Origin of the sequence: Pseudomonas sp. N2-3-1-14 (assembly GCF_041228395.1) — a bacterium.
GTDB lineage: Bacteria > Pseudomonadota > Gammaproteobacteria > Pseudomonadales > Pseudomonadaceae > Aquipseudomonas.
The window spans coordinates 985368-1006917 of sequence record NZ_CP166199.1; the positions used below are offsets into that span (position 1 = coordinate 985368).

The 21550-nt window shown below is 61.7% G+C and carries 21 protein-coding genes and 1 tRNA gene; 14 read left to right on the plus strand and 8 right to left on the minus strand.

The window, feature by feature from the left end:
• Positions 1–85 precede the first annotated feature (85 nt).
• The gene (locus AB5I78_RS04555; protein ID WP_369302569.1) at positions 86–715 is read right to left on the minus strand and encodes a DUF1780 domain-containing protein; all 630 of its coding nucleotides are present in this window, start codon (positions 713–715) and stop codon (positions 86–88) included.
• A 100-nt stretch (positions 716–815) separates the two neighbouring features.
• Here AB5I78_RS04555 and AB5I78_RS04560 point away from each other — a divergent pair, with 100 nt between their 5' ends.
• The 3 genes from AB5I78_RS04560 (at position 816) to AB5I78_RS04570 (ending at position 2251) form a co-directional block, all read left to right on the plus strand.
• Complete coding sequence (locus tag AB5I78_RS04560) at positions 816–1283, plus strand: FAD/FMN-containing dehydrogenase (protein WP_369302570.1); 468 nt, start codon at positions 816–818, stop codon at positions 1281–1283.
• A complete protein-coding gene (locus tag AB5I78_RS04565) occupies positions 1280–1969 on the plus strand; it encodes an energy-coupling factor ABC transporter permease (RefSeq protein ID WP_242194780.1) in 690 nt (229 codons plus the stop codon). Before AB5I78_RS04560 ends, AB5I78_RS04565 begins: the two co-directional genes overlap by 4 nt.
• A gap of 66 nt (positions 1970–2035) precedes the next feature.
• The gene (locus AB5I78_RS04570; protein ID WP_003171680.1) at positions 2036–2251 is read left to right on the plus strand and encodes a hypothetical protein; all 216 of its coding nucleotides are present in this window, start codon (positions 2036–2038) and stop codon (positions 2249–2251) included.
• Here AB5I78_RS04570 and yacG read toward each other — a convergent pair.
• Genes yacG through AB5I78_RS04590 form a run of 4 tightly spaced genes read right to left on the minus strand, consistent with a single transcriptional unit; the run spans position 2248 to position 5136 of the window.
• Complete coding sequence (gene yacG / locus AB5I78_RS04575) at positions 2248–2448, minus strand: DNA gyrase inhibitor YacG (RefSeq protein WP_145165296.1); 201 nt, start codon at positions 2446–2448, stop codon at positions 2248–2250. The two genes, AB5I78_RS04570 and yacG, sit on opposite strands and share 4 nt — an antisense overlap.
• Positions 2445–3068 carry a dephospho-CoA kinase gene (gene coaE, locus AB5I78_RS04580; RefSeq protein ID WP_262210097.1) on the minus strand — a complete coding sequence of 208 codons (624 nt, stop codon included), beginning with the start codon at positions 3066–3068 and terminating at the stop codon, positions 2445–2447. The genes yacG and coaE overlap by 4 nt, the downstream gene beginning before the upstream one ends.
• Positions 3065–3931 (minus strand): A24 family peptidase, encoded by an 867-nt coding sequence (locus AB5I78_RS04585; RefSeq protein WP_369302571.1) that lies wholly within the window; start codon positions 3929–3931, stop codon positions 3065–3067. The genes coaE and AB5I78_RS04585 overlap by 4 nt, the downstream gene beginning before the upstream one ends.
• On the minus strand, positions 3928–5136 hold the full coding sequence (locus AB5I78_RS04590) for a type II secretion system F family protein (protein WP_369302572.1): 1209 nt from the start codon (positions 5134–5136) through the stop codon (positions 3928–3930). The genes AB5I78_RS04585 and AB5I78_RS04590 overlap by 4 nt, the downstream gene beginning before the upstream one ends.
• A gap of 202 nt (positions 5137–5338) precedes the next feature.
• On the opposite strand from AB5I78_RS04590, the gene AB5I78_RS04595 reads away from it, so the two are divergent.
• The 3 genes from AB5I78_RS04595 to AB5I78_RS04605 all read left to right on the plus strand — a co-directional run bounded on the left by AB5I78_RS04595 (position 5339) and on the right by AB5I78_RS04605 (position 6367).
• A complete protein-coding gene (locus AB5I78_RS04595; protein ID WP_262210148.1) occupies positions 5339–5752 on the plus strand; it encodes a pilin in 414 nt (137 codons plus the stop codon).
• Positions 5753–5816: 64 nt separating this feature from the next.
• A tRNA-Thr gene (locus AB5I78_RS04600) sits at positions 5817–5889 on the plus strand.
• A gap of 172 nt (positions 5890–6061) precedes the next feature.
• The gene (locus AB5I78_RS04605) at positions 6062–6367 is read left to right on the plus strand and encodes a DUF6388 family protein (RefSeq protein WP_106578609.1); all 306 of its coding nucleotides are present in this window, start codon (positions 6062–6064) and stop codon (positions 6365–6367) included.
• A gap of 43 nt (positions 6368–6410) precedes the next feature.
• On the opposite strand, the gene nadC is transcribed toward AB5I78_RS04605, so the two are convergent.
• Complete coding sequence (nadC, locus tag AB5I78_RS04610) at positions 6411–7259, minus strand: carboxylating nicotinate-nucleotide diphosphorylase (RefSeq protein WP_369302573.1); 849 nt, start codon at positions 7257–7259, stop codon at positions 6411–6413.
• Between the two features lie 245 nt (positions 7260–7504).
• Between nadC and AB5I78_RS04615 the strand changes: the two genes are divergently transcribed.
• The 5 genes from AB5I78_RS04615 to AB5I78_RS04635 all read left to right on the plus strand — a co-directional run bounded on the left by AB5I78_RS04615 (position 7505) and on the right by AB5I78_RS04635 (position 13897).
• Entirely contained in the window at positions 7505–9661 is a 2157-nt protein-coding gene (locus AB5I78_RS04615; protein WP_369302574.1) for a DUF1631 domain-containing protein, read from the plus strand.
• 61 nt (positions 9662–9722) lie between these two features.
• The gene (gene ampD / locus AB5I78_RS04620) at positions 9723–10286 is read left to right on the plus strand and encodes a 1,6-anhydro-N-acetylmuramyl-L-alanine amidase AmpD (RefSeq protein WP_145165284.1); all 564 of its coding nucleotides are present in this window, start codon (positions 9723–9725) and stop codon (positions 10284–10286) included.
• On the plus strand, positions 10283–11119 hold the full coding sequence (gene ampE, locus AB5I78_RS04625) for a regulatory signaling modulator protein AmpE (RefSeq protein WP_369302575.1): 837 nt from the start codon (positions 10283–10285) through the stop codon (positions 11117–11119). Before ampD ends, ampE begins: the two co-directional genes overlap by 4 nt.
• Before the next feature lie 1517 nt (positions 11120–12636).
• Entirely contained in the window at positions 12637–13341 is a 705-nt protein-coding gene (locus AB5I78_RS04630; RefSeq protein WP_370004722.1) for a methyl-accepting chemotaxis protein, read from the plus strand.
• A 127-nt stretch (positions 13342–13468) separates the two neighbouring features.
• Positions 13469–13897 (plus strand): hypothetical protein, encoded by a 429-nt coding sequence (locus tag AB5I78_RS04635; RefSeq protein ID WP_124416411.1) that lies wholly within the window; start codon positions 13469–13471, stop codon positions 13895–13897.
• Here the strand turns inward: AB5I78_RS04635 and AB5I78_RS04640 are convergent.
• Complete coding sequence (locus AB5I78_RS04640; RefSeq protein WP_369302577.1) at positions 13844–14620, minus strand: TatD family hydrolase; 777 nt, start codon at positions 14618–14620, stop codon at positions 13844–13846. The genes AB5I78_RS04635 and AB5I78_RS04640 overlap by 54 nt on opposite strands.
• Before the next feature lie 2 nt (positions 14621–14622).
• On the minus strand, positions 14623–15618 hold the full coding sequence (gene cra, locus AB5I78_RS04645) for a catabolite repressor/activator (RefSeq protein ID WP_145165276.1): 996 nt from the start codon (positions 15616–15618) through the stop codon (positions 14623–14625).
• 294 nt (positions 15619–15912) lie between these two features.
• Between cra and ptsP the strand changes: the two genes are divergently transcribed.
• The 3 genes from ptsP to AB5I78_RS04660 are packed head-to-tail and all read left to right on the plus strand — an operon-like array spanning position 15913 to position 21440.
• Positions 15913–18771 (plus strand): phosphoenolpyruvate--protein phosphotransferase, encoded by a 2859-nt coding sequence (ptsP, locus tag AB5I78_RS04650; protein WP_242194759.1) that lies wholly within the window; start codon positions 15913–15915, stop codon positions 18769–18771.
• On the plus strand, positions 18772–19713 hold the full coding sequence (pfkB, locus tag AB5I78_RS04655; RefSeq protein ID WP_145165273.1) for a 1-phosphofructokinase: 942 nt from the start codon (positions 18772–18774) through the stop codon (positions 19711–19713).
• Between the two features lie 11 nt (positions 19714–19724).
• Positions 19725–21440: a PTS fructose-like transporter subunit IIB gene (locus tag AB5I78_RS04660; RefSeq protein ID WP_262210110.1), complete on the plus strand. Its 1716-nt coding sequence runs from the start codon at positions 19725–19727 to the stop codon at positions 21438–21440.
• The last annotated feature ends 110 nt before the right edge of the window (positions 21441–21550 follow it).

Sequence of the window (21550 nt, forward strand, 5' to 3'; positions counted from 1 at the left end):
GCCTCGTCAGGTAGACGTTGCAAAAGGGCGCCACGTTACAGTCGGGAGATTGGCGGTATCGCCACAAGCGTAGCCTGTGCCTGCGTCACAGGCTGATGCCCACGTCGAATACTATGCTGCGGCCCAAGTTGTTGCGCAAGAAATCCGGGGCATCAGGATGGGCGAACAGCACGCGGGCAAAGGTCGGCCCGACCAGCGACAGCGAGCGCCAACCCTGGCGCAGGTATTCGGTGGGCGGCGGGAAATGGCTGTTGAGGTCCAGCACTTCGCGCTTGAGACTGGCGAAGCCGATGAGGTCCAGCTCACCCAGGTCAATGCCACGTTCTTTGTAGTTGTGCGCTTTTTTGCGCAGCGTCGGCGCCAGGCGCAACAGGAACTCATGGGCGGGGATACGCCGCGGCTTGGCTTCGCGCCGGACCAACTGGCTCAGGGAAAATGCGCTGCGTCGGCGCAGCAACTCATCGCGCCATTCGTCGTTCAGGCGTCGGCCTTCATCCAGTACAAAAAACACCTCGAAACTGGCGTCGCGAAACAACACATCCGGCGGTTCTTGACCGGCGGCATGAAACTCCTCGGCCCGGTAGGGCACATTCAAGCCTTGCAGCAGGCGCTGGCAGACCCAACGCTCACGCTCCCATTTGCGGGCATTGGACAGGAACGCATTGGCTTGTTCGGCCGCTACGGTGAGCAGGCGCAAGTAATCTGAGTCATCCATATTTGCAGCTTAGCGTCCAAATGATGACCGCAGGAAGTCTTGCTTTAAACGGCCGGTGTAGACTGGCTACTCGACCCTCATCCGAATCAAGGAGTCTGCGGTGAAGTTTTTCGTGGTGCTGTTGCTGAGCCTTTTACCGTTGTGGGCCCAAGCTGTTGAGGTGGGTGAGCGCGTGGCGCCATGGACCCTGCTCGACCAGTTCGACCAGGCCTACACCCTGGATGACCAGGCGCAGATTCTGCTGGTCGCCCGCAGCATGGACGCCGCCAAGCGGGTAGATGCCGCGCAGCAAGGCCAGCCCAAGGGCTACCTCGAAGCGCGCCACGCGGTGTTCATCGCCGATATCCAGCGCATGCCCCGGCTCATCGCCAAGCTGTTCGCCGTGCCGGCGATGCAGGCCTACAACTACCGGGTCATGCTGGACCGTGATGCGCGTATCGCCCCGCGTTACCCAGGGGCTGTGGATAAAGTGCTGTGGCTGCAACTCGATAGCGGCAAGGTGATTGCGCAGCACGAATACAGCTCCGCTGACGAGCTGCGCCAGGCACTGGAGCAGGTGAAGCCGTGATCAGTGCCGCCGTGCTGGCGCCGCAAACCCTCAGCATCGGCTGGCTGTTGTATGCGCCCGTGGTGATGTGGGCAATCCTGCGCTCGCCATGGGTCGAGCTGTTTGCCGACCGGCGGCGTCAGCATCTGCTGTTTGGTACGGTGTTCGCGCTGTTCATGTTGTGGCTGGTGCGGCGCGATTTCGATACTGGCGTTTCCTACCACTTTATCGGCATGACCGCCGTGACCCTGCTGCTCGACTGGCCTCTGGCAATCGTCGGCGGGTTGGCGGCGCAGTTCGGGTTGGTGCTGCTGGGGCGTCAGGACCTGGCCGCTGTCGGGGTCAATGGCCTGCTGCTGATTGTGTTGCCGGTACTGATCACGGAAGGCTGTGCAGTGCTGGTAGAGCGCGCCCAACCCCGCAATCCCTTTGTGTATATCTTCTGCTCGGGCTTCTTTGCCGCCGCGCTGTCGGCGCTGCTCTGCTTGCTGGCTGCGCTGGGGTTGCTGTGGTTAGACGGCCGTTTCGCGATGCCGGAGTGGCTGGAAGACTTCATCGGCTACCTGTGGCTGATCATCTTCCCAGAAGCCTTTATCAACGGCATGGTCATCAGCGCTCTGGTGGTGTTTTGCCCGGAGTGGCTTGAGACCTTCAACCGTACGCGCTACCTCTCTGCGCCATGGAAGGACGACGATTCGCGGCGTTGACCCAGATCAAATCCCGGCCGGTCACACAGGCCCATGCTCTGCGAAATTTATGAAGGAGCGTGGGGCATGAGTGTGTACGAATGGGCACGGCAGGAGTTGCGCAGAAGTCAGGACGCCGCACAGGAAATCGGTTTCGACCCGGGCTTGACCTTGCGCGCCATGCTCAGCGCCGTGGTGCAGCAGAGTAAAGGCGTACGCAGTTTCGAAGACCTGGCCGACGAGCTGCAATACCTTGCAGAGAACCTCGACGACCAGCAGGAATACGCCTTTATGCGGCCTTAGTGCTTAGGCTGAAAGTCTTCGGAGAACAGCTCGTCTTCGGCATCCGGGCTGACCGGAATCTTGTGCTCTTCCGACGCCCAGGCGCCCAGGTCGATGAGTTTGCAACGGTCCGAGCAAAACGGCCGATTGAGGTTGTCTGTTTTCCATTCCACGGGTGCACCGCAGGTTGGGCAGTCGACGGTCATAGGTTGGCTCATGATCGGCCTCCACGCAAAGTAAGGTAAAAGTGGTGCAGTCGCTCGACCTCGCTGTGCAGCCAGGCGAGGTCCTGGTCATTGACCAGTACGTCATCGGCATGGTTCAGGCGGTCTTCACGGCTGGACTGGGCCTTCAGAATCGCCTGCACTTGCTGTTCGCTGATGCCGTCGCGCTGCAGGGTACGCTGAATCTGCAGTGATTGCGGCACGTCAATCACCAGGATGCGCTGGGTCATGCTGTACTGGCCGGACTCGATCAGCAGCGGTGACACCAGGATTGCGTAAGGCGACCGCGCGCGCGCCAGATGGCTGCGAATCTCCTCGCCGATCAGCGGGTGCAGCAAGGCTTCCAGCCAGCGGCGTTCTTGCGGGACCTCAAAGATCAGTTTGCGCAATGCGGCGCGGTCCAGTTGGCCGTCGGGTAACAGCACGCCTGCACCGAAGTGCTCGGCGATTTGCGCCAGTGCCGGGCGGCCGGGCTCAACCACCCAGCGAGCGGCATGGTCGGCGTCGACCAGGTCGATGCCCAAATCCATGAAGTGCTGGGCGGCCGCGCTTTTGCCGCTGCCGATGCCGCCGGTGAGGCCAAGAATCCAGGGTGTTGCAACAGAAGTGGTCATTTGAAACCGACAGACTGCAAATAGAAGTCGGTTATTTGACCACCCCAGAGCAATGCAATCCAGCCGGCAATCGCCAAACACGGGCCAAACGGCATTGGGGCCGACGCCTGGGGCTTGCGCAAGCGCAGCAGGATCAGCCCGGCAAGCACCCCGAGCAACGAAGACATCAGCAGTGTCATCGGCAGAATCTGCCAGCCACCCCAGGCGCCGAGCAAGGCCAATAACTTGAAGTCGCCATAGCCCATGCCGTCCTTGCCGGTGATCACCTTGAACAGCCAGAACACCGTCCACAGGCTCATGTACCCAATGACCGCACCCCAGAGCGCATCCGGCAGCGTCACCAGCAAGCCAACACTGTTGAGGATCAGCCCCAGCCATAACAGCGGCAGCACCAGAACGTCGGGCAGCAGCTGATGATCCACATCGATCAGGCTCATCGCCAGCAACCCCCAGCTCAGCAGCATCACCGCGCCGGCTTGCCAGCCGAAGCCGAAATGCCAGGCCACCGCCGCCGAGACCAGCGCGCCGGCAAGTTCGGTGAACGGGTAGCGGGCACTGATAGGTTCTCGACAATGGGCACAACGGCCCTTGAGCAGCAGGTAGCTGAGCAGAGGAATATTTTCCCACGCGCGAATCGGATGATTGCATCCGGGGCAGCAGGAATGGGGGCGCATCAGGTTGTAAGCCGGGCCCGCAGGGTCAGCAGGCAAACCGAGCACCTCCTGGGCCTGGGCGCGCCATTCGCGCTCGAGCATTTTCGGCAGGCGCCACACCAGCACATTGAGGAAACTGCCGACAATCAGGCCCAGCACCAGCGCCATCCCGACAAAGAGCCACGGTTGTTCATTCAGCAACGGGTTCAAAATGCCGACCCCAGCTGGAAAACTGGCAGGTACATGGCGATCACCAGTGCGCCGACGATGCCGCCCAATACCACCATGATCAGGGGCTCCATCAGGCTGGTGAGGTTATCGACCAGGTTTTGCACATCGGCCTCGTAGTGATTGGCGACTTTTTCCAGCATGCGATCCAGGGTTCCCGATTCTTCCCCGATGGCCGTCATCTGGATTGCCATACTGGGAAACAGGCGGCTGTTGGCCATGGATTGGTGCAACTGCATGCCAGTGGATACATCGTGACGCATATGCTCTATCGCCTGTTTGAACAACCCATTTCCGACCGCCCCCGCCACGCAATCCAGCGCCTGCACCAACGGCACGCCCGCGGCGAAGGTCGTTGAGAGTGTGCGGGCGTAGCGGGCAACCGCGGTTTTTTTCAGCAGTGTGCCTGCCAGGGGCGCGTTCAACAAACCGAGGTCCAGCCAACGGCGAAAACCGGAAGATGCCCGATAGGCGTGGCGCAGCCCGATAATTGTCGCGGCCAAACCCAGTGCCACCATCCACCAGGCACGCTGCAGGAACTCGGACAAGGCAATGACACTCAGGGTGAAGCCCGGCAGTTTGCCATCGACGCCGGCGAACAGGTTCTGGAACTGCGGCACCACGTGGATCAGCAAGACCGTGCTGACCAGGCCTGCAACCACGATGACGGCGATGGGGTAGGTCATGGCTTTCTTGATGCGCGCCTTGAGCTGCTGGCTTTTCTCCAGATGGATGGCAACGCGCTCCAGCAGTGTTTCCAGGGCACCGGCGTGCTCGCCGGCGGCAATCAGGTGGCAATACAGGTCATCGAAATAGCGCGGTTGTTTTTTCAGCGCTGCCGCCAGGTTGTTGCCGGCAGCGATTTCCTGTTTCAAGTCCTTTATCAGCTCGCGCATCAGGCGGTTGTCGAAGCCTTCGCCAATAATGTCGAACGCTTGCAACAGCGGTATGCCAGCCTTCAGTAATGTCGCCAGCTGGCGGGTGAACAGGGCAATATCGGCGGGTTTTATCGGCGGGGCGAAGCTTGGCAGGCGTGGGGTTTTCTTGCGGATTCGGCCGGGGCAAATCCCTTGCTCACGCAGTTGTGCCTTGATCAGCGCCAGGTTCTGGCCTGTGGTTTGCCCGCAGACTCTGCGTCCTTTGCGGTTGATGCCTTCCCAGGCGTAGATCGTTGCAGCGTCATTCATGTCACGTTTCCGCACACAGGTCGTTGAAGATTTATAGCTTAGTCAGGTGAGGGATTCGGACAGGCTGGCGAGGAAGGATAAAATGTCAGATTGTGCGTCTTGCAGGCGATTGGTCGTGCGTGGATGAGTACACTGGCGCCGTTGCACAATGCGGGGCGCAGGACGCGCCTTGTGAGGGTTTCTATTCTGGAGAGTGAATGTGATGCGTCAGAAAGGCTTTACCTTGATCGAGCTGTTGATCGTCGTGGCAATCATCGGCATTTTGGCCACTATCGGTTTGCCCATGTATACCAAGCACCAGGCCAAGGCCAAGTTCACCGCGGGGTTGGCTGAAGTCTCCGCGCTGAAGGCAGGTTTCGAGGACACCCTCAACCAGGGCACCGTACCGACCCTGGCCTTGATCGGTGGCACCAGTCCCACCGCCAATTGCAAGATCGACGTGGCAGGCGACGTGGCCACCGGCGCGGGCTCCATCAGCTGTGAAATTCTTGATGCGCCTGCGCCCGTGCTGGGCAAGACCATCACGTTGACGCGCAGCGCCACCACGGGCTGGAAGTGCGCGACCACGGCTGAAGCGCAATACGTTGCCAAAGGCTGCGGCGCCGACGGGGCCTGACGGCCGTCGGGCGGTAGGCGAGTTAGTTGCCGCCTGCCCAATGCGGTGCTAGCTTTAGCCCACCGCCCGTGTAGCTCAGCCGGTAGAGCAGCGCACTCGTAACGCGAAGGTCGCAGGTTCGATTCCTGTCTCGGGCACAAGGCAACACTGTTGAAAAAACGCAACACTGTTTTAAAAGGCAGCACTGTTTTCAGATGATCCCAGAATGGTTCTGAAGGCCAGACGAGCCGGCATTCATGCTTGCTCTTTCGTATCTGCGCAACCTTGATGACCCAGATGCATCCCCCTTCCTCGATCTAAGAGAACAACATGACCACACCAGAAATGACCCAGGAAGCGCGGCACGAAGCAGCCCTCAAAAAGTACGTTGCGGAGTCGCCGGAACTGCTGGATGAGATCAAGGACCTGAGCGCCGATGATCAAAGGGACCAGATCCAATGGTCATTTGAGGATGAGGCCGAGGCCCAGGGCCTGCAGCCATGGGAATTGACCCTCAAGTACACGTCGACGCCGGAAGAGTTCGAGGCCGCACGTCTGGCCTTGCACAAGGAGGCTGCTGAGGTGCTGGGTGTCGACTGGAACGAGTATTGCGGGATGAACAACCTCGCGATCTGAAACACTGTGCAGGCGCCGGCTTGCCGGCGCTTACATTAAAACCTCAGATGCTCAGCCGCATCGACAAGTCCACCGCCTTCACATCCTTGGTCATCGCGCCGATGGAGATGTAGTCCACTCCGGTTTGGGCGATGGGCAGCAGCGTGGTTTCATTGATCCCGCCGCTGGCCTCCAGCTTGGCCTTGCCCGCATTCAGGCGCACGGCCTCGCGCATGTCATCCAGGCTCAATTCGTCGAGCATGATGATATCGGCGCCCGCCGCCAGCGCTTCGCGCAGTTCCTCCAGGCTTTCCACTTCGATTTCCACGGGCTTGCCCGGCGCGATCTTGTGCGCGGCGGTAATCGCCTGCGCAATCCCGCCGCACGCCGCGATATGGTTTTCCTTGATCAGGAAGGCGTCATACAACCCGATGCGGTGGTTATGACAACCGCCGCAGGTCACGGCGTATTTCTGCGCCAGGCGCAGGCCCGGCAGGGTTTTGCGGGTGTCCAGCAGCTTGACCTCGGTCGTGGCGACGAAATCCGCCAGGTACTGAGCGCGCGTGGCGACGCCTGACAGCATCTGCAGAAAATTCAGCGCGCAGCGTTCGCCGCTGAGCAGTGAGCGGGCAGGGCCCTCAAGGTGGAACAGCGCCTGGTTGGGGCTGACACACTCACCGTCGGCAACCTGCCAATGCACCGCGACCCGCGGATCGAGCTGGCGGAACACCGCATCGACCCAGGCCGTACCGGCGATGACGGCCGCATCGCGGGTGATGATCGTCGCCTTGGCCAGCCGTTCGGCCGGAATCAATTGCGCAGTGATGTCGCCGCTGCCGATGTCTTCCAGCAGTGCACGGCGCACGTTGGCTTCGATTTCGGCGGTGAGGTCGGCAAGACGGAGATTCGGCATAACAGGCTCCACAAACAAAGTGCCACGGATTATAGGGGCAGCGCGCCTGTGAACCCAGACTCAACACTCATTTACAGAGCAATGGCAGAGTTCACTGGCGCAACTACCCTTATTTGCAAGATAATCCTGCGCCTTGCAATTGGCGTCATAGCTTTGACGTCCTGGTGACAACCGGTTTTCGCAGCCCCCATCGGACCTGTAGCTGATCGCTCCCCACCCCAACACCGCCGTTTCAGGAGGCCAGGATGCACAATGACGGAAAGGTGGTGCCAATCAACAAGGCGCACCCCACGCCATCGCCGCTTGCGCGCCTGCCGGTGGTGTTGCTGCAGGTTCGCGACAAGGCTGCCCAACAGTTGCAGCAAGGTCTGCAGGAACTGTTCGATAACGCCGATGACACGCTGTTCGAAATGGCCGACAAGGCCCGCAGCAATGTTGACCATCACATCTTCTTTGAAGCGATGCGTGACTTGCGCCTCAAGCGCAAAAATTTTGAGCGCGTGTTCATGGCGCAGTTGTTCGCCGCTTTCGCCAGTCTGGGCCATGCAGAGCCAGGCGAGGCGCATTTGGTGCCGGTGGTGTCGTATGAGGCGGCGCCCGGCACGTCCAGCGACGAACTGGAAAAGGCCGTTGCGCTGGAGGCCATGCTCGGACGGGTGCGACATCGCGATGGTCTGGCGCTGGACCAACTGACCGCGCGCTTGAGTGCATTGCTTGGCAAGCCTCTGAGCGAGTGCGCCAACCCGTTGGGTCCGGCGCTGCTTTGCGAGTTCTTTTTGCGCGCGGGGCGCAGCCTGGGCGTAGAGATTCGCGTCAAGCTGATCATGCTCAAACTGTTTGAAAAGTACGTGCTCAGTGACGCCGACCAATTGTTCGGCGAAGCCAATCAGTTGCTGGTCGCCACCGGGGTTTTGCCCGAACTCAAGGCCGTGCCCTCGCGTCGCCCTGGCGGGCGTGCCGCCCGTGACCAGCAGCGAGAAGGCAACCCGCCAGCCATCGACCCGCCCCTGGATGAGAACGGCCAGCAAGCCTTCGCCGCCTTGCAGGTGTTGTTGGCGGCGGTGCGTGGCAGCGTGGCGCCGACCCTGGAAGCCTGCGCCGAACCGCAACCCATTGCCTCGCGCGACCTGCTGCGCCTGCTCTCGCACCTGCAACAATATGTGCCTGAACCTGAGGCCGAAGACGACTTCGACCTGCGTAACCAGCTTGAACAACTGTTGACCCGCGTCAGCGTCAAGAGCGGCAAGTCGCGTGTGGTGGAAGGCGCCGATGAAGACGTGATCAATCTGGTCGCCTTGCTGTTCGAGTTCATCCTCAATGATCGCACCGTGCCTGATGCGTTCAAGGGCTTGATCGCGCGCTTGCAGATTCCGATGTTGAAAGTGGCGGTGCTGGACAAGAGCCTCTTCAGCCGCGCCTGCCACCCGGCGCGTCGACTGCTCAATGAAATCGCCTCGGCTGCCATGGGCTGGAGCCCGCACGAGGGCTATCAGCGCGACAGCCTGTACCTGCATATTGAGCAAGTGGTGCAGTGTTTGTTGAATGATTTCGTCGAAGACCTGACGATTTTTTCCCAACTGCTGGCGCAGTTCACTGCGTTCACCTCGGATGAACAACGCCGTAGCGCGTTGCTTGAACAACACACCCGTGAGGCCGAAGAAGGGCGCATACGCACGCAAGCCGCACGTGACCGTGTGGCCGATCTGCTCAATCGGCGCTTGCTCGGCAAGGTCTTGCCGCAATCGGTGGTGCGGTTTCTTCAGCAGGCCTGGAGCCAGGTGCTGTTGTTGGCCTGCCTCAAGCACGGCGAACAGTCGGTGCAGTGGCAGGCGGGTGTGCGCACCATGGACGAGTTGATCTGGAGTGTGGGCCTGCAGACAGACACCGAGGCCGGCCGGCACCTGCTGGAGCAACTGCCCGGGCTGCTCACGGCTTTGCGCAACGGCTTGACCAGCGCAGCGTTCGACCCTTTCAGCACCCGTGAGTTTTTTGTTCAATTGCAGGCCATGCATGTTCAGTCGGCCGAAGGCGAGTGCATCGACGCGCTGATCAAGGTGCGTGAGCCGTTTTCGTTCAGTGTCGGGTTGCCTGATTCAATACAGCACTTGCCGAGCGATGACCCGGACCTGCTCAAGGCTCACCAGCTGCGTGTCGGTGGCTGGTTTGAGTTCCAGCAAGACGAAAACACAGCGTTGCGCTGTAAGTTGACGGCGATCATGGCCCCGGCCAATAGCTACATTTTTGTCAGCCGTACCGGCCTCAAAGTCCTTGAAAAAAGTGCCGACCAGCTGGCCATGGCATTCAAGCGCGGGGCCTTGCGTACCTTGGACGACGGGCTGCTGTTCGACCGCGCACTGGCGTGCGTGGTGGGCAACCTGCGTCAACTCAATCGCGGCAAGTGATCGCAACCGCAGGCCTGAACGCGGCATACTGGTAACACCTCGTCTCATTCAAGGAACCCGTATGCAGTTGGACCCCACCAGCGGTTGGTGCCAGGGCATTCGCCATTGCCCTTCGCCCAACTTCAACGAGCGCCCCGCCGGCGAGATCTCCCTGTTGGTGGTGCATAACATCAGCCTGCCACCGGCACAGTTTGCCACCGGCAAGGTGCATGAGTTTTTCCAGAATCGCCTGGATGTCACGCAACATCCTTACTTTGAAGGCATTGCCGACTTACGGGTGTCTGCGCATTTTCTGATTGAGCGCGACGGCAGCGTGACGCAATTTGTGTCGTGCCTGGACCGCGCCTGGCATGCCGGGGTATCGAGCTTCGAGGGGCGCGAGGTGTGTAATGACTTTTCTCTGGGAATCGAGCTGGAAGGAACGGACGAGCTACCGTTTACCGAGGCTCAATATGTTTCGCTGATTGACCTCACGCGACAGCTGCTGGCGGCTTATCCAGACATCACCCGACAGCGTATTTGTGGTCACAGTGATATCGCACCGGGTCGCAAGACCGACCCGGGCCCGGCTTTTGATTGGACGCGCTTTCGCAGCGCCCTGCAGGATGGAGGACACGCACGATGAGTTTCCTGGTGTTGGTGTTGGCGGTCTGGATCGAGAAATTCTCGGCCTTGCGTCAGCGGTTACAACGCGACGGTGGATGGCTGCGTGAGCTGGCCAAGCTGGAATCCAGCCCGCGCATGGGGAAGCGGCCCTGGCTGATTCTTGTCCTGTTGGTGTTACTGCCGGTGGCCTTGCTGGCGCTGTTGCTGTTGGTGCTGGAACCGGTGGCTTATGGCCTGCTGGCGCTGCCGGTGCATCTGCTGGTGGTGATTTACAGCCTCGGGCGCGGCGATCTGCTGGCTGGGCTTGGGCCGTTTCGCGATGCATGGCGACGCGGTGACCTGCAGGCCGCCGAGCATGTGGCCGAACGAGACCTGAAGGTGGTGGCTGACAATGGCGAGCAACTGCTGGAGCGCGTTCAAGGCCATTTGCTGTGGCAGGCCTATCAGAGCTTTTTTGCAGTGATTTTCTGGTACTTCCTGTTGGGGCCGGTGGCGGCGTTGGCATATCGCCTATTGGCATTGGCCAGCGAATACAGCCAGAACCCGCAGGTCGCCGAGCGTGCCGGACAATTGCGTCACGCGTTTGACTGGGTGCCGGTGCGCCTTCTGGCGGCAAGTTTTGCCTTGGTGGGTAACTTTGTCGCGGTTGGGCGGGTGATGTTGCATGAGTTGTTGAGCTGGGACATCAGCGCTGCACAACTGGTAGAAAAAGTCGGCCTGGCGGCGGCTGAAATCCCATCGCCCGTGGTGGGGCCCGAGGGTATCAACAGCCTGGATCGGCTGTGGGAACTGCTGCTGCGCGCGGCGGTGCTGTGGTATGCCGGGTTTGCGATCTGGACCGTACTGCCCTAGCTAGCCAGACGAGCGGGTTTTTGTGGCGAGGGACTTTGCGCCCCCGCCACAAAAAACCGCTCAGCGCAGGTCGTTAACCTTACGTTACAAAACTCCCTTTCAAATTGAGCTATACAGACAGAGCGCCAAATAGTGGCTATCTGCCGCTTCCCCCTGCGCCTCAATAAAAATAATAGAAAGGGAGTACACCTTTGAAGAGCTTGCTCTATCCCGCCATCGCGCTGATGAACCGTCTGAGTTTCGGCATGAAATTCAGCCTGATCAGCGTGCTGTTCCTGCTGCCGATGCTGGCCACCAATTATTTCCTGGTGCGTGATTCCTGGTCGCAATTGCAGGGCACTCGCATCGAACTGCAAAGCCTCGATCTGCTCGGCAGCAGCCTGGCGCTGCGCCGTGACCTGGAAACCCTGAATAACCAGGTGCAGATCAACGCGGTGCTGGGGCAGTCCGGCAAGGCCGGTGATCTGGAGGGCAAGATCAGTGCGTTGGAACAGAGCGTGTTGAGCCGCCTGCAAGGCCTCAACGCGATGACCGGCGACCCTGAACACACCCGTGTTTTTGATGGCAAGCGCGACGAAATGGTCGCCGCATTCAAGGCTCAGCAACAGGAAACCTCGCTGCTGAGCAAAAGCGCGCTGATTGGCAAATTGCTCAACAAGGCCCAGATGCTCAGCCAGATCATCGCCAGCCAGTCCGGCTTGAGCCGTGACCCTCAGGGCGATTTGCGCCAACTCAGCGAGCTGGTCACCAGCGTCACCCCGCAAGTCACCCAAACCCTGGGTGAAGGGCGGGCCATGGGCGCTTACTCCTTGGGCCAGGGTTTTCTCAATTCATCCTCCAGTACGCGCTTTGAGGAACTGCTGCAGCAATTGGAAAAACTCCAGGCCGAGTACGCCCTGAAGTTGCAGGACGCACTGGGCGCCAGCACCGCCGCGCATGCGGCGCTCGACCCTCTGGCCACGGCCAGCAGTGCGAGCCTCAAGCACGGCAGCGAGTTGTTTGAAGAGCAGGTGGTGATGGCCGAAACCCTCGATGCGCCGTGGCAGGGTTTTTATGAAAGCGTCAGCCAGTTGATGGCCCAAACCTACCAACTCAATGAAGCGACCCTGACGTTTCTTGAACAGCAACTTGAGCAGCGCCTGGCCCAAAAACGCACGCACATGATGGTGCTGGTCTCGGCGCTGGTGGCGGTGTTTGTGCTGATCTTTTATCTGTATGCCGGTTTCTACGCGTCGACCCGCACCACGTTGCGTCGCCTGGGGGCGATGATGAACCAGGTCGCGGGCGGCGACATGACCGTCAGCTTTGTTGCCCACAGCCGCGACGAACTCGGGGAGTTGGGCCAGGTATTCAACGGCACGGTGGCCAGGATTCATGACTTGATCGAGCGCGTCGGTCACACCGTCAGCCAGGTCGAGTTGCAAGCCGGGCAAGTGCAAGCCGTGTCGGCCCACAGCAACCAGACGGTTTCCGGGCAGCGCAGCCAGATCGAGCAGGTGGCGACGGCCATGAACCAGATGTCGTCCACCGCCCAGGAAGTGGCGCGCAGTGCGGCGGCGGCGGTCAGCAGTGCCCACAGCGTCAACGACGAAACCGTCAGCGGCCGAGGCCTGGTGCAATCCCAGCAGGGCAGCATCGCGAGCCTGGCGTCGGAGATAGAGGCGTCAGTGCAGGTCATCAACCAATTGGCCACCGACAGCCAGTCGATCAGTGGCGTGCTCGAGGTGATCAAGAGCATCGCCGAACAAACCAACCTGTTGGCGCTGAATGCCGCGATTGAGGCGGCGCGCGCCGGCGAGCAGGGCCGCGGTTTTGCTGTGGTGGCCGACGAGGTGCGCACCCTGGCCCGACGCACCCAGCAGTCCACTGAAGAAATCGAACAGATGATCAGCCGACTGCACAGCGGCGTCGGCGCGGCCGTGAAGGTCATGGGCACCAGCCATGCCATGGCCAATGGCACCGTGGGGCAGTCGGAAAAGGTCCAGCAAGCCCTGGAAAATATCCTGGGCGCCGTCGGAATGATCGTCGATCAAAACCAGCAGATTGCCGCGGCCGTGGAGCAGCAAACCGCCGTGGCCCACGATATCGACCAGAACATCGTTGCCATCAATCGTGCGGGCGAGCATGCCGCCGAGGGCGCGCATCAGACCGAAACGGCCAGTCGGCTGCTGTCGGTGCAAGTCGTCGAGTTGAAGCAATTGATCGGCGCGTTTCGTGTGTAGGGCCGGCGCGTAGGACTTGGTCTTCGTGGGCCGTGGTGCCCGTCCTGATTTCGCTGTGTGGCTTTTTTGAATGCCTGAATGGGTGAGAATTTGTTTCAACCCGTCACGGTTCAAGGGAGGCACAGCGATGGCCACTGCCATGGGGATCAAAGGGCATTGCGCCCATTGCGACATCACGTTTGAACTCAAGCCCTGGCAAGTGAATGCGATTGCCATCCACGAGCCCTTTGAATGCCCCTATTGCCAGCGCACCCTGCAGTTGATATGCCCCAGGCAGTTGCGCCAGTTCAAGGCGCTGGACCACTGGGCCATGGTGGCCCCGAGCATGGTGGTATTGACCTGCTCGGTGCTGATTGTGGCGCTGGTGGCGGAGTGGGTCGGGTTGCTCAGCGTGGTCGGGCAACTCAACGTTTCGCTGGTGGCGGTGCTGATGCACTTTCTAGTGCTGCGTTACGCCCGTCATCGGCAACGGCTGACGTTGAACTTGCAGGCGGTCAAACCGCTACCAGTTGAACAGCTCGCGCGCATTGCGTGTGCTCGTCTCGGCCAGCAATAAAGGGCTGATCGCCATGCGTTCGGCCAAGTCGGTGCAGATGTCCGGCAGGTGTTGCGGGCTGTTGCGCTGGCCCGGGTACATGGCGGGCGCCATGTCCGGTGAATCGGTTTCCAGCACCACCGCGTCAAGGGGCAGTCGCGCGAGTACTTTGTGCATGCGCAGCGCCTGCGGCCATGTGGCGGCGCCGCCCAGGCCGAGTTTGAAACCCAGCTTGATGTACTCGCGGGCTTCCTCAAAACTGCCGGCAAACGCATGGATGATGCCGCCGCGTGGCAGGCGAATGCGCTTGAGGGTGGCGATCACTGCTGCGTGGCTGCGGCGCACGTGCAGTAGGGCCGGGAGCTGGAAGTCCGCTGCCAGTTTCAGTTGCGCTTCAAACAGGCGCTGCTGGCGCTCGCGGTCCAGCTGTTCGAGAAAGTAATCCAGGCCGATTTCACCGACGGCGCACAGTTGCCGGTGGCCCTTCAAGCGCGTCAGCCAGTCGCCCAGCTCCGTCAGGTCGGCGGGGCGATGCTCATCGAGGTACACCGGGTGCAGGCCGAAGGCGGCGAACAAGCTTTCGTCTTCCTGCACCATATCCCACAGCCGTTGCCAGTTTTGCTGATACACGCCCAACACCACCATGCGCTGCACGCCGAGTTGGCGGCTGTGGGCGAGGACTTGCCGGCGATCAGGGTCGAAGTCCGGGAAGTCCAGGTGGGTATGGGTGTCGATCAGCTCCACGCTCAAGCCTCGTGAATACGCTGCTTGAAGGTCCGGCCGATGGCGTGCACGCCCGGTTGGTACTGTTCTTCTTCGATGGCGGCCAACGCCAGGCGCAGGGCGGTGTCGGCAATCAATTGGTGTTGCTGGGCCATGGCGTTGACCGGCAGCGGCAGGAAGTCCAGCAACTGGGTGTCACCAAAGGTGCCCAGGCGCAGCGGCCGGGATTTGAGCGGGAAGTCGTGCAGCGCGTCGAACACACCTTGCAGCAGTACGTACGAAGTGGTCACCAGCGCGTCAGGCAAATGCCCCAGTTGTTGCAGAAGTTGCTCCATCAGCTGTCGGCCGCAGTCTCGGCTGAAGGCTTCGCCCTGTTCGACGATGACCTCACCCGTGAAGCCTTTCAGCGCTTCATGAAAGCCGGCAGCGCGCTCCTGGCTGATGCCCAGCTCGGGACGCGCACCGATCAGCGCGATCTGCTTGGGCAACGGTTGCAGCAGGCTGCTGGTCAACTGCTGGCAGGCCTGGCGGTCATCGCTGACCACCGAGCAAAACTGCTCAGTTTCCATCACCCGGTCGATCGCAATCACTGGCAGGCCTTTGGCTTGCAGTTCGCGGTAGCTGTCATCGCTGGCCGGCAGGCAACTGGCCACAAACAGCGCATCGCAGCGCCGCGCGCGAAACAGCTGCAGTAATTGGCGCTCGCTGTCGGCCTCATCGTCGGAGCTGGCAATCAGCAACTGATAGCCGCGCGCCCGTGCGCCTTGTTCCAACAACTTGGCGATCCGTGCGTAACTGGGGTTTTCCAGGTCCGGCAGGATAAAGCCCAAGGTGCGCGTGTGCCGACTGCGCAGCCCGGCCGCCTGAGGGTTTGGGGTAAAGCCATGGGCTTCAACCACCGCGCGCACCCGCTCGACGGTTGCGCTGCTGATGCGTTGTTGCGCGGCCTTGCCATTGATGACGTAGCTTGCGGTGGTCACGGACACACCGGCCAGACGTGCGATATCACTGAGTTTCAAACCGGGATTTCCTTGTTTTTTAGAGCTTGCCCCGACATTTTGTCCAATCGTAACCGATTACTGCACACGACTATTGGCTGAGCTCAAGCGCCGAGTGGCGCTTCAAGCTTGCATAATTAGCGCGTAATCTGCCATAAATTCTAGATTAAACGTTTCAGCCAGCGTATTTTTACGACGTTCGCGACTGACTGGCTACTGCCAATTGACCACTCAGTCAGCTATTTTTGAACGCAGCCACGCTGATTTATTCAAAACAATACCTAGTGCGCCCACCGCACTAACTAGGAGAACGGCATGCTTGAGCTCACTGTAGAGCAGATATCCATGGGCCAGGTGGCTGTGGATAAATCTGCTGCCTTGCACCTGCTCGCTGACAAACTGGTGGCCGACGGCCTGGTCGCCGAGGGTTACCTCAGTGGCTTGCAAGCGCGTGAAGCCCAAGGTTCGACCTTTCTCGGCCAAGGCATTGCCATCCCTCACGGCACCCCGGAAACCCGCGACCAGGTTTTTTCCACCGGCGTACGCCTGCTGCAGTTCCCCGAAGGGGTGGACTGGGGCGATGGCCAGATCGTCTACCTGGCCATTGGCATTGCCGCCAAATCCGATGAACACCTGCGCCTGCTGCAATTGCTGACCCGCGCCCTCGGTGAAACCGATCTGGGCGAGGCGCTGCGCCGTGCCGGTTCGGCCGACGCCTTGCTGAAGCTGCTGCAAGGCGCGCCGCAGGAACTGGCGCTGGACGCGCAGATGATCAGCCTTGGCGTGTCCGCCGATGACTTCGAAGAGCTTGTCTGGCGAGGCGCACGCCTGTTGCGTCAGGCTGATTGCGTGAGCAATGGTTTTGCTGCCGTGTTGCAGCAAGTCGACGCGTTGCCGCTGGGCGATGGCCTGTGGTGGTTGCACAGCGAGCAGACAGTCAAGCGGCCGGGCCTTGCGTTCGTCACGCCGGACAAACCCATGCGCTACCTCGGCCAGCCGCTCAACGGTTTGTTTTGCCTGGCCAGCCTCGGCGAAGCGCACCAGAGTTTGCTCGAACGCCTGTGTGCGTTGCTCATTGAAGGACGCGGCCAGGAACTCGGCCGCGCCACCAGCAGCCGCGCGGTGCTCGAAGTGCTCGGCGGCGAACTGCCGCCTGACTGGCCCAGCGTGCGCGTCACCCTGGCCAACGCCCATGGTTTGCATGCGCGGCCGGCGAAGATCCTCGCGCAATTGGCGAAAAGTTTTGATGGCGATATCCGCGTGCGCCTGGTCGATGGCCCGGTGGGCGCCGTGTCGGTGAAAAGTTTGAGCAAGTTGCTGAGCCTTGGCGCCCGTCGCGGTCAGGTGTTGGAGTTTGTCGCTGAACCGACAATTGCCGGCGATGCATTGCCCGCGTTGCTCGCGGCGGTAGAAGAAGGTCTGGGCGAAGAAATCGAGCCGCTGCCGACCGTAAGTGCCCAGCCTGCCAGCGTCGAGATCGAACCGGCCATCAGCGCACCCGCAGCCGGCAGCCAGATCCAGGCCATCGCTGCCGCGCCGGGCATTGCCATCGGGCCTGCACATATCCAGGTGCAGCAAGTCTTCGATTACCCCCTTCGCGGCGAGTCCTCGGCCATTGAGCGCCAGCGCTTGCAGAGCGCCCTGGCCGATGTGCGCCGCGATATCCAGGGCCTGATCGAACGCAGCCAGGCCAAAGCCATCCGCGAGATCTTCATCACCCATCAGGAGATGCTCGACGACCCGGAACTGACCGACGAAGTCGACACCCGCCTCAAGCAGGGCGAGAGCGCCGAAGCGGCGTGGATGAGCGTGATCGAGGCCGCCGCCAAGCAGCAGGAGGCGCTGCAGGACGCCTTGCTCGCCGAGCGCGCCGCCGACCTGCGCGACATCGGCCGTCGGGTGCTGGCGCAATTGTGCGGCGTCGAAACCGCCCAGGAGCCGAGCGAACCCTACATTTTAGTGATGGACGAAGTCGGTCCCTCCGACGTCGCGCGTCTGGACCCGGCCCGTGTCGCCGGCATTCTCACCGCGCGTGGCGGCGCCACGGCGCACAGCGCCATCGTCGCGCGCGCCCTGGGCATTCCCGCCTTGGTAGGCGCAGGCGCGGCGGTGTTGCTGCTCGCGTCCGGCACGCCGTTGTTGCTCGATGGCCAGCGCGGTCGCCTGCATGTCGACCCCGACGCCACCACCTTGCAACGCGCCAGCGTCGAGCGCGACACCCGCGAACAGCGCCTGCAAGCGGCTTCGGCACAGCGCCACGAACCGGCGTTGACCCGTGACGGTCACGCCGTGGAAGTGTTCGCCAATATCGGCGAGAGCGCCGGTGTTGCCGGCGCGGTGGAGCAGGGCGCCGAAGGCATCGGCCTGCTGCGCACCGAGCTGATTTTCATGGCTCACCCACAAGCGCCGGATGAAGCCACTCAGGAAGCCGAATACCGCCGCGTACTCGACGGCCTTGGCGGTCGCCCGCTGGTGGTGCGCACCCTCGATGTGGGGGGTGATAAACCGCTGCCGTACTGGCCGATCGCCGAGGAAGAAAACCCCTTCCTCGGTGTGCGCGGTATTCGCCTGACCTTGCAACGCCCGCAGATCATGGAAGCGCAATTGCGTGCGCTGCTGCGCTCGGCGGACAACCGACCGCTGCGCATCATGTTTCCCATGGTCGGCAGCGTCGATGAATGGCGCGCGGCCCGGGACATGACCGAGCGACTGCGCCTGGAAATCCCGGTCGCCGACTTGCAGCTGGGCATCATGATCGAAGTGCCGTCTGCCGCCCTGCTCGCGCCGGTACTCGCCAAGGAGGTCGACTTTTTCAGCGTCGGCACCAACGACCTGACCCAGTACACCCTGGCCATCGACCGTGGCCACCCAACCTTGTCGGCCCAGGCCGACGGCCTGCACCCGGCGGTGCTGCAACTGATCGACATCACCGTGCGCGCTGCCCACGCCCATGGCAAGTGGGTGGGCGTGTGCGGCGAATTGGCGGCGGACCCGCTGGCGGTACCGGTGCTGATCGGGCTGGGGGTGGACGAGTTGAGCGTGTCGGCCCGCAGCATTCCCGAAGTGAAGGCGCGGGTACGCGAATTCAGTCTGAGCGAGGCCCAGGGCCTGGCGCAAAAAGCCCTTGCGGTGGGTTCGCCCGCGCAAGTGCGAGCCCTAGTGGAGGCCGTGTAAATGGCGAAGATTCTGACCCTGACGCTGAACCCGGCGTTGGACCTCACGGTACGCCTGGCACGCCTGGAGCCGGGTGCCGTCAACCGCAGCGAAACCCTGCTGACCCACGCTGCCGGCAAAGGTGTGAATGTCGCCCAAGTGTTGGCGGACCTTGGTCATCACGTCACCGTCGGCGGCTTTCTGGGTGAAGACAATCCGCAAGCCTTCGAGGCGTTGATTGCCCGGCGTGGTTTTGCCGATGCGTTTATTCGCGTACCGGGCGAAACCCGCAGCAACATCAAGATCGCCGAGCAGGACGGCCGGGTCACCGACGTTAATGCGCCGGGACCGCAGGTCAGTGAGCAGGCCCAGCAGGCGTTGCTCGATCAACTGACGCGGATTGCGCCAGGGCACGACGCGGTGGTGGTTGCCGGCAGTTTGCCGCGCGGCATCAGCGCACAGTGGTTCCAGGGCTTGCTGGAACACCTGAAAAGTCTCGGTTTGAAAGTCGCCCTCGACACCAGCGGCGAAGCCTTGCGCGCCGGTTTGCAGGCGGGCCCGTGGCTGATCAAACCCAATACTGAAGAGTTGGCCGAGGCCTTGGATTGCCCCACGGACTCCATCGCGCAACAGGCCCAGGCCGCCGAGCGTCTGCACGCCCAAGGCGTGGAACATGTGGTGGTGTCCCACGGTGCCGACGGCGTGAACTGGTTCAGCCCGGGCACCGCGCTGCACGCCACGCCGCCCAAGGTCAGCGTCGCCAGCACGGTGGGCGCCGGCGATTCGCTGCTGGCCGGGATGCTTCACGGTTTGCTCAAGGTTGACCTGCCGCAAACCACCTTGCGGCGCGCCACGGCAATTGCCGCGATGGCCGTCACACAGATCGGGTTTGGCATCAGCGATGACGCGCAGTTGGCGCGTCTCGAAAGCGGCGTCCATGTGCGCGCGCTGACAGAACAATAAGAGGGTTTGTGATGAAGTTAGCCATTGTTACCGCCTGCCCGAACGGCATGGTCACCAGTGTGCTGTGCGCCCGCTTGTTGGACGCCGCCGCGCAGCGCCAGGGCTTGCACACCAGCGTCGAAGTGGTGGACGTGCAGCACCCGGAACGCCAGTTGTCCCAGGCCACGCTCGATGACGCCGATTGGGTGTTGCTGGTCAGCAGCACGCCGGTGGAGATGCAGCGCTTTGTCGGCAAGCGCGTGTTCCAGAGCACGCCGGCCCAGGCGTTGGCGGATGTGGACGCAGTATTGCGTCGCGGCGCCGAAGAGGCTGAGGTCTATGTGGCGACGCAGCAGGCAGCCAAAACCGCGCCGCGTATCGTCGCGGTCACGGCCTGCCCAACCGGCGTAGCGCACACCTTTATGGCGGCTGAAGCCTTGCAGCAAACCGCCAAGCGCCTGGGCTACGACTTGCAGGTCGAGACCCAGGGCTCGGTGGGCGCGCGCACGCCTTTGAGCCCGGAGGCCATCGCCAATGCCGACGTGGTGTTGCTGGCGGCCGACATTGAAGTGGCCACCGAGCGCTTCGCCGGCAAGAAGATTTACCGCTGTGGCACCGGCATTGCCCTCAAGCAATCCGAAGCCACGCTCAACAAAGCCTTGGCCGAAGGCGCGGTGGAAAGCGCGGCCGGCAGCGCGGTGGCGAAAAAATCGGAAAAGACCGGCGTGTACAAACACCTGCTCACCGGTGTGTCGTTCATGTTGCCGATGGTGGTGGCCGGCGGGTTGCTGATCGCCTTGTCGTTTGTGTTCGGCATTCATGCCTTTGAAGAAAAGGGCACCTTGGCGGCGGCACTCAAAACCGTCGGCGACCAGGCCTTTATGCTGATGGTGCCGCTGCTGGCGGGCTATATCGCCTACTCGATTGCCGACCGCCCCGGCCTCGCGCCGGGCATGATTGGCGGCCTGCTCGCGGGCACGTTGGGCGCAGGGTTTATCGGCGGGATTTTCGCCGGTTTCCTCGCCGGTTATTGCGTCAAGTTGATCACCCGCGCGGTGAAGTTGCCGCAGAGCCTGGAGGCGCTCAAGCCGATCCTGATCATTCCATTGCTGGCGAGTTTGTTCACCGGCCTTGCGATGATTTATCTGGTCGGCCCGCCGGTTGCGCGGCTGCTCACCAGCCTGACCGACTTTCTCAGCACCATGGGCACCACCAACGCGGTGCTGCTGGGCATCCTCTTGGGCGGCATGATGTGCGTCGATTTGGGTGGGCCGATCAACAAGGCGGCGTATGCGTTTTCCGTCGGCTTGTTGGCCGCTTCCAGCGGCGCGCCGATGGCCGCGACCATGGCCGCTGGCATGGTGCCGCCGATTGGCATGGGCATCGCCACGTTCCTGGCGCGGCGCAAGTTCGCCCAGACCGAGCGCGAAGCCGGCAAGGCCGCGATGATTCTGGGCCTGTGCTTTATCTCCGAAGGCGCGATTCCGTTTGCGGCCAAAGACCCACTGCGCGTGATCCCGGCCAGCATCGCCGGTGGCGCCTTGACCGGCGCGCTGTCGATGTATTTCGGCTGCAAACTGGCGGCGCCTCATGGTGGCCTGTTTGTGCTGATCATTCCCAATGCGATGAACCATGCCCTGCTGTACTTGCTGGCGATTGTTGCCGGCAGCCTGTTGACGGGGTTGGTGTATGCGCTGATCAAGCGCCCTGAGGCGCTGGAACTCACAGTAGCTCCGGGAAAGGCCTGACACCGGCCAAAAATTTGGGAGCGGGCTTGCTCGCGAACGCAGTGTGCCAGTCAATGTATTCGTTGATTGACACTGCGCTTTCGCGGGCAAGTCCGCTCCCACATTTGGGG

Coding starts and splice junctions, on each gene's coding strand:
- AB5I78_RS04570 (WP_003171680.1), top strand. CDS start 2,036: ATGAGTGTGTACGAATGGGCACGGCAGGAGTTGCGCAGAAGTCAGGAC.
- AB5I78_RS04660 (WP_262210110.1), top strand. CDS start 19,725: ATGAAGTTAGCCATTGTTACCGCCTGCCCGAACGGCATGGTCACCAGT.
- AB5I78_RS04605 (WP_106578609.1), top strand. CDS start 6,062: ATGACCACACCAGAAATGACCCAGGAAGCGCGGCACGAAGCAGCCCTC.
- ampE (WP_369302575.1), top strand. CDS start 10,283: ATGAGTTTCCTGGTGTTGGTGTTGGCGGTCTGGATCGAGAAATTCTCG.
- ampD (WP_145165284.1), top strand. CDS start 9,723: ATGCAGTTGGACCCCACCAGCGGTTGGTGCCAGGGCATTCGCCATTGC.
- yacG (WP_145165296.1), bottom strand. CDS start 2,448: ATGAGCCAACCTATGACCGTCGACTGCCCAACCTGCGGTGCACCCGTG.
- coaE (WP_262210097.1), bottom strand. CDS start 3,068: ATGACCACTTCTGTTGCAACACCCTGGATTCTTGGCCTCACCGGCGGC.
- pfkB (WP_145165273.1), top strand. CDS start 18,772: ATGGCGAAGATTCTGACCCTGACGCTGAACCCGGCGTTGGACCTCACG.
- AB5I78_RS04635 (WP_124416411.1), top strand. CDS start 13,469: ATGGCCACTGCCATGGGGATCAAAGGGCATTGCGCCCATTGCGACATC.
- AB5I78_RS04630 (WP_370004722.1), top strand. CDS start 12,637: ATGTCGTCCACCGCCCAGGAAGTGGCGCGCAGTGCGGCGGCGGCGGTC.
- ptsP (WP_242194759.1), top strand. CDS start 15,913: ATGCTTGAGCTCACTGTAGAGCAGATATCCATGGGCCAGGTGGCTGTG.
- AB5I78_RS04590 (WP_369302572.1), bottom strand. CDS start 5,136: ATGAATGACGCTGCAACGATCTACGCCTGGGAAGGCATCAACCGCAAA.
- nadC (WP_369302573.1), bottom strand. CDS start 7,259: ATGCCGAATCTCCGTCTTGCCGACCTCACCGCCGAAATCGAAGCCAAC.
- AB5I78_RS04555 (WP_369302569.1), bottom strand. CDS start 715: ATGGATGACTCAGATTACTTGCGCCTGCTCACCGTAGCGGCCGAACAA.
- AB5I78_RS04595 (WP_262210148.1), top strand. CDS start 5,339: ATGCGTCAGAAAGGCTTTACCTTGATCGAGCTGTTGATCGTCGTGGCA.
- AB5I78_RS04615 (WP_369302574.1), top strand. CDS start 7,505: ATGCACAATGACGGAAAGGTGGTGCCAATCAACAAGGCGCACCCCACG.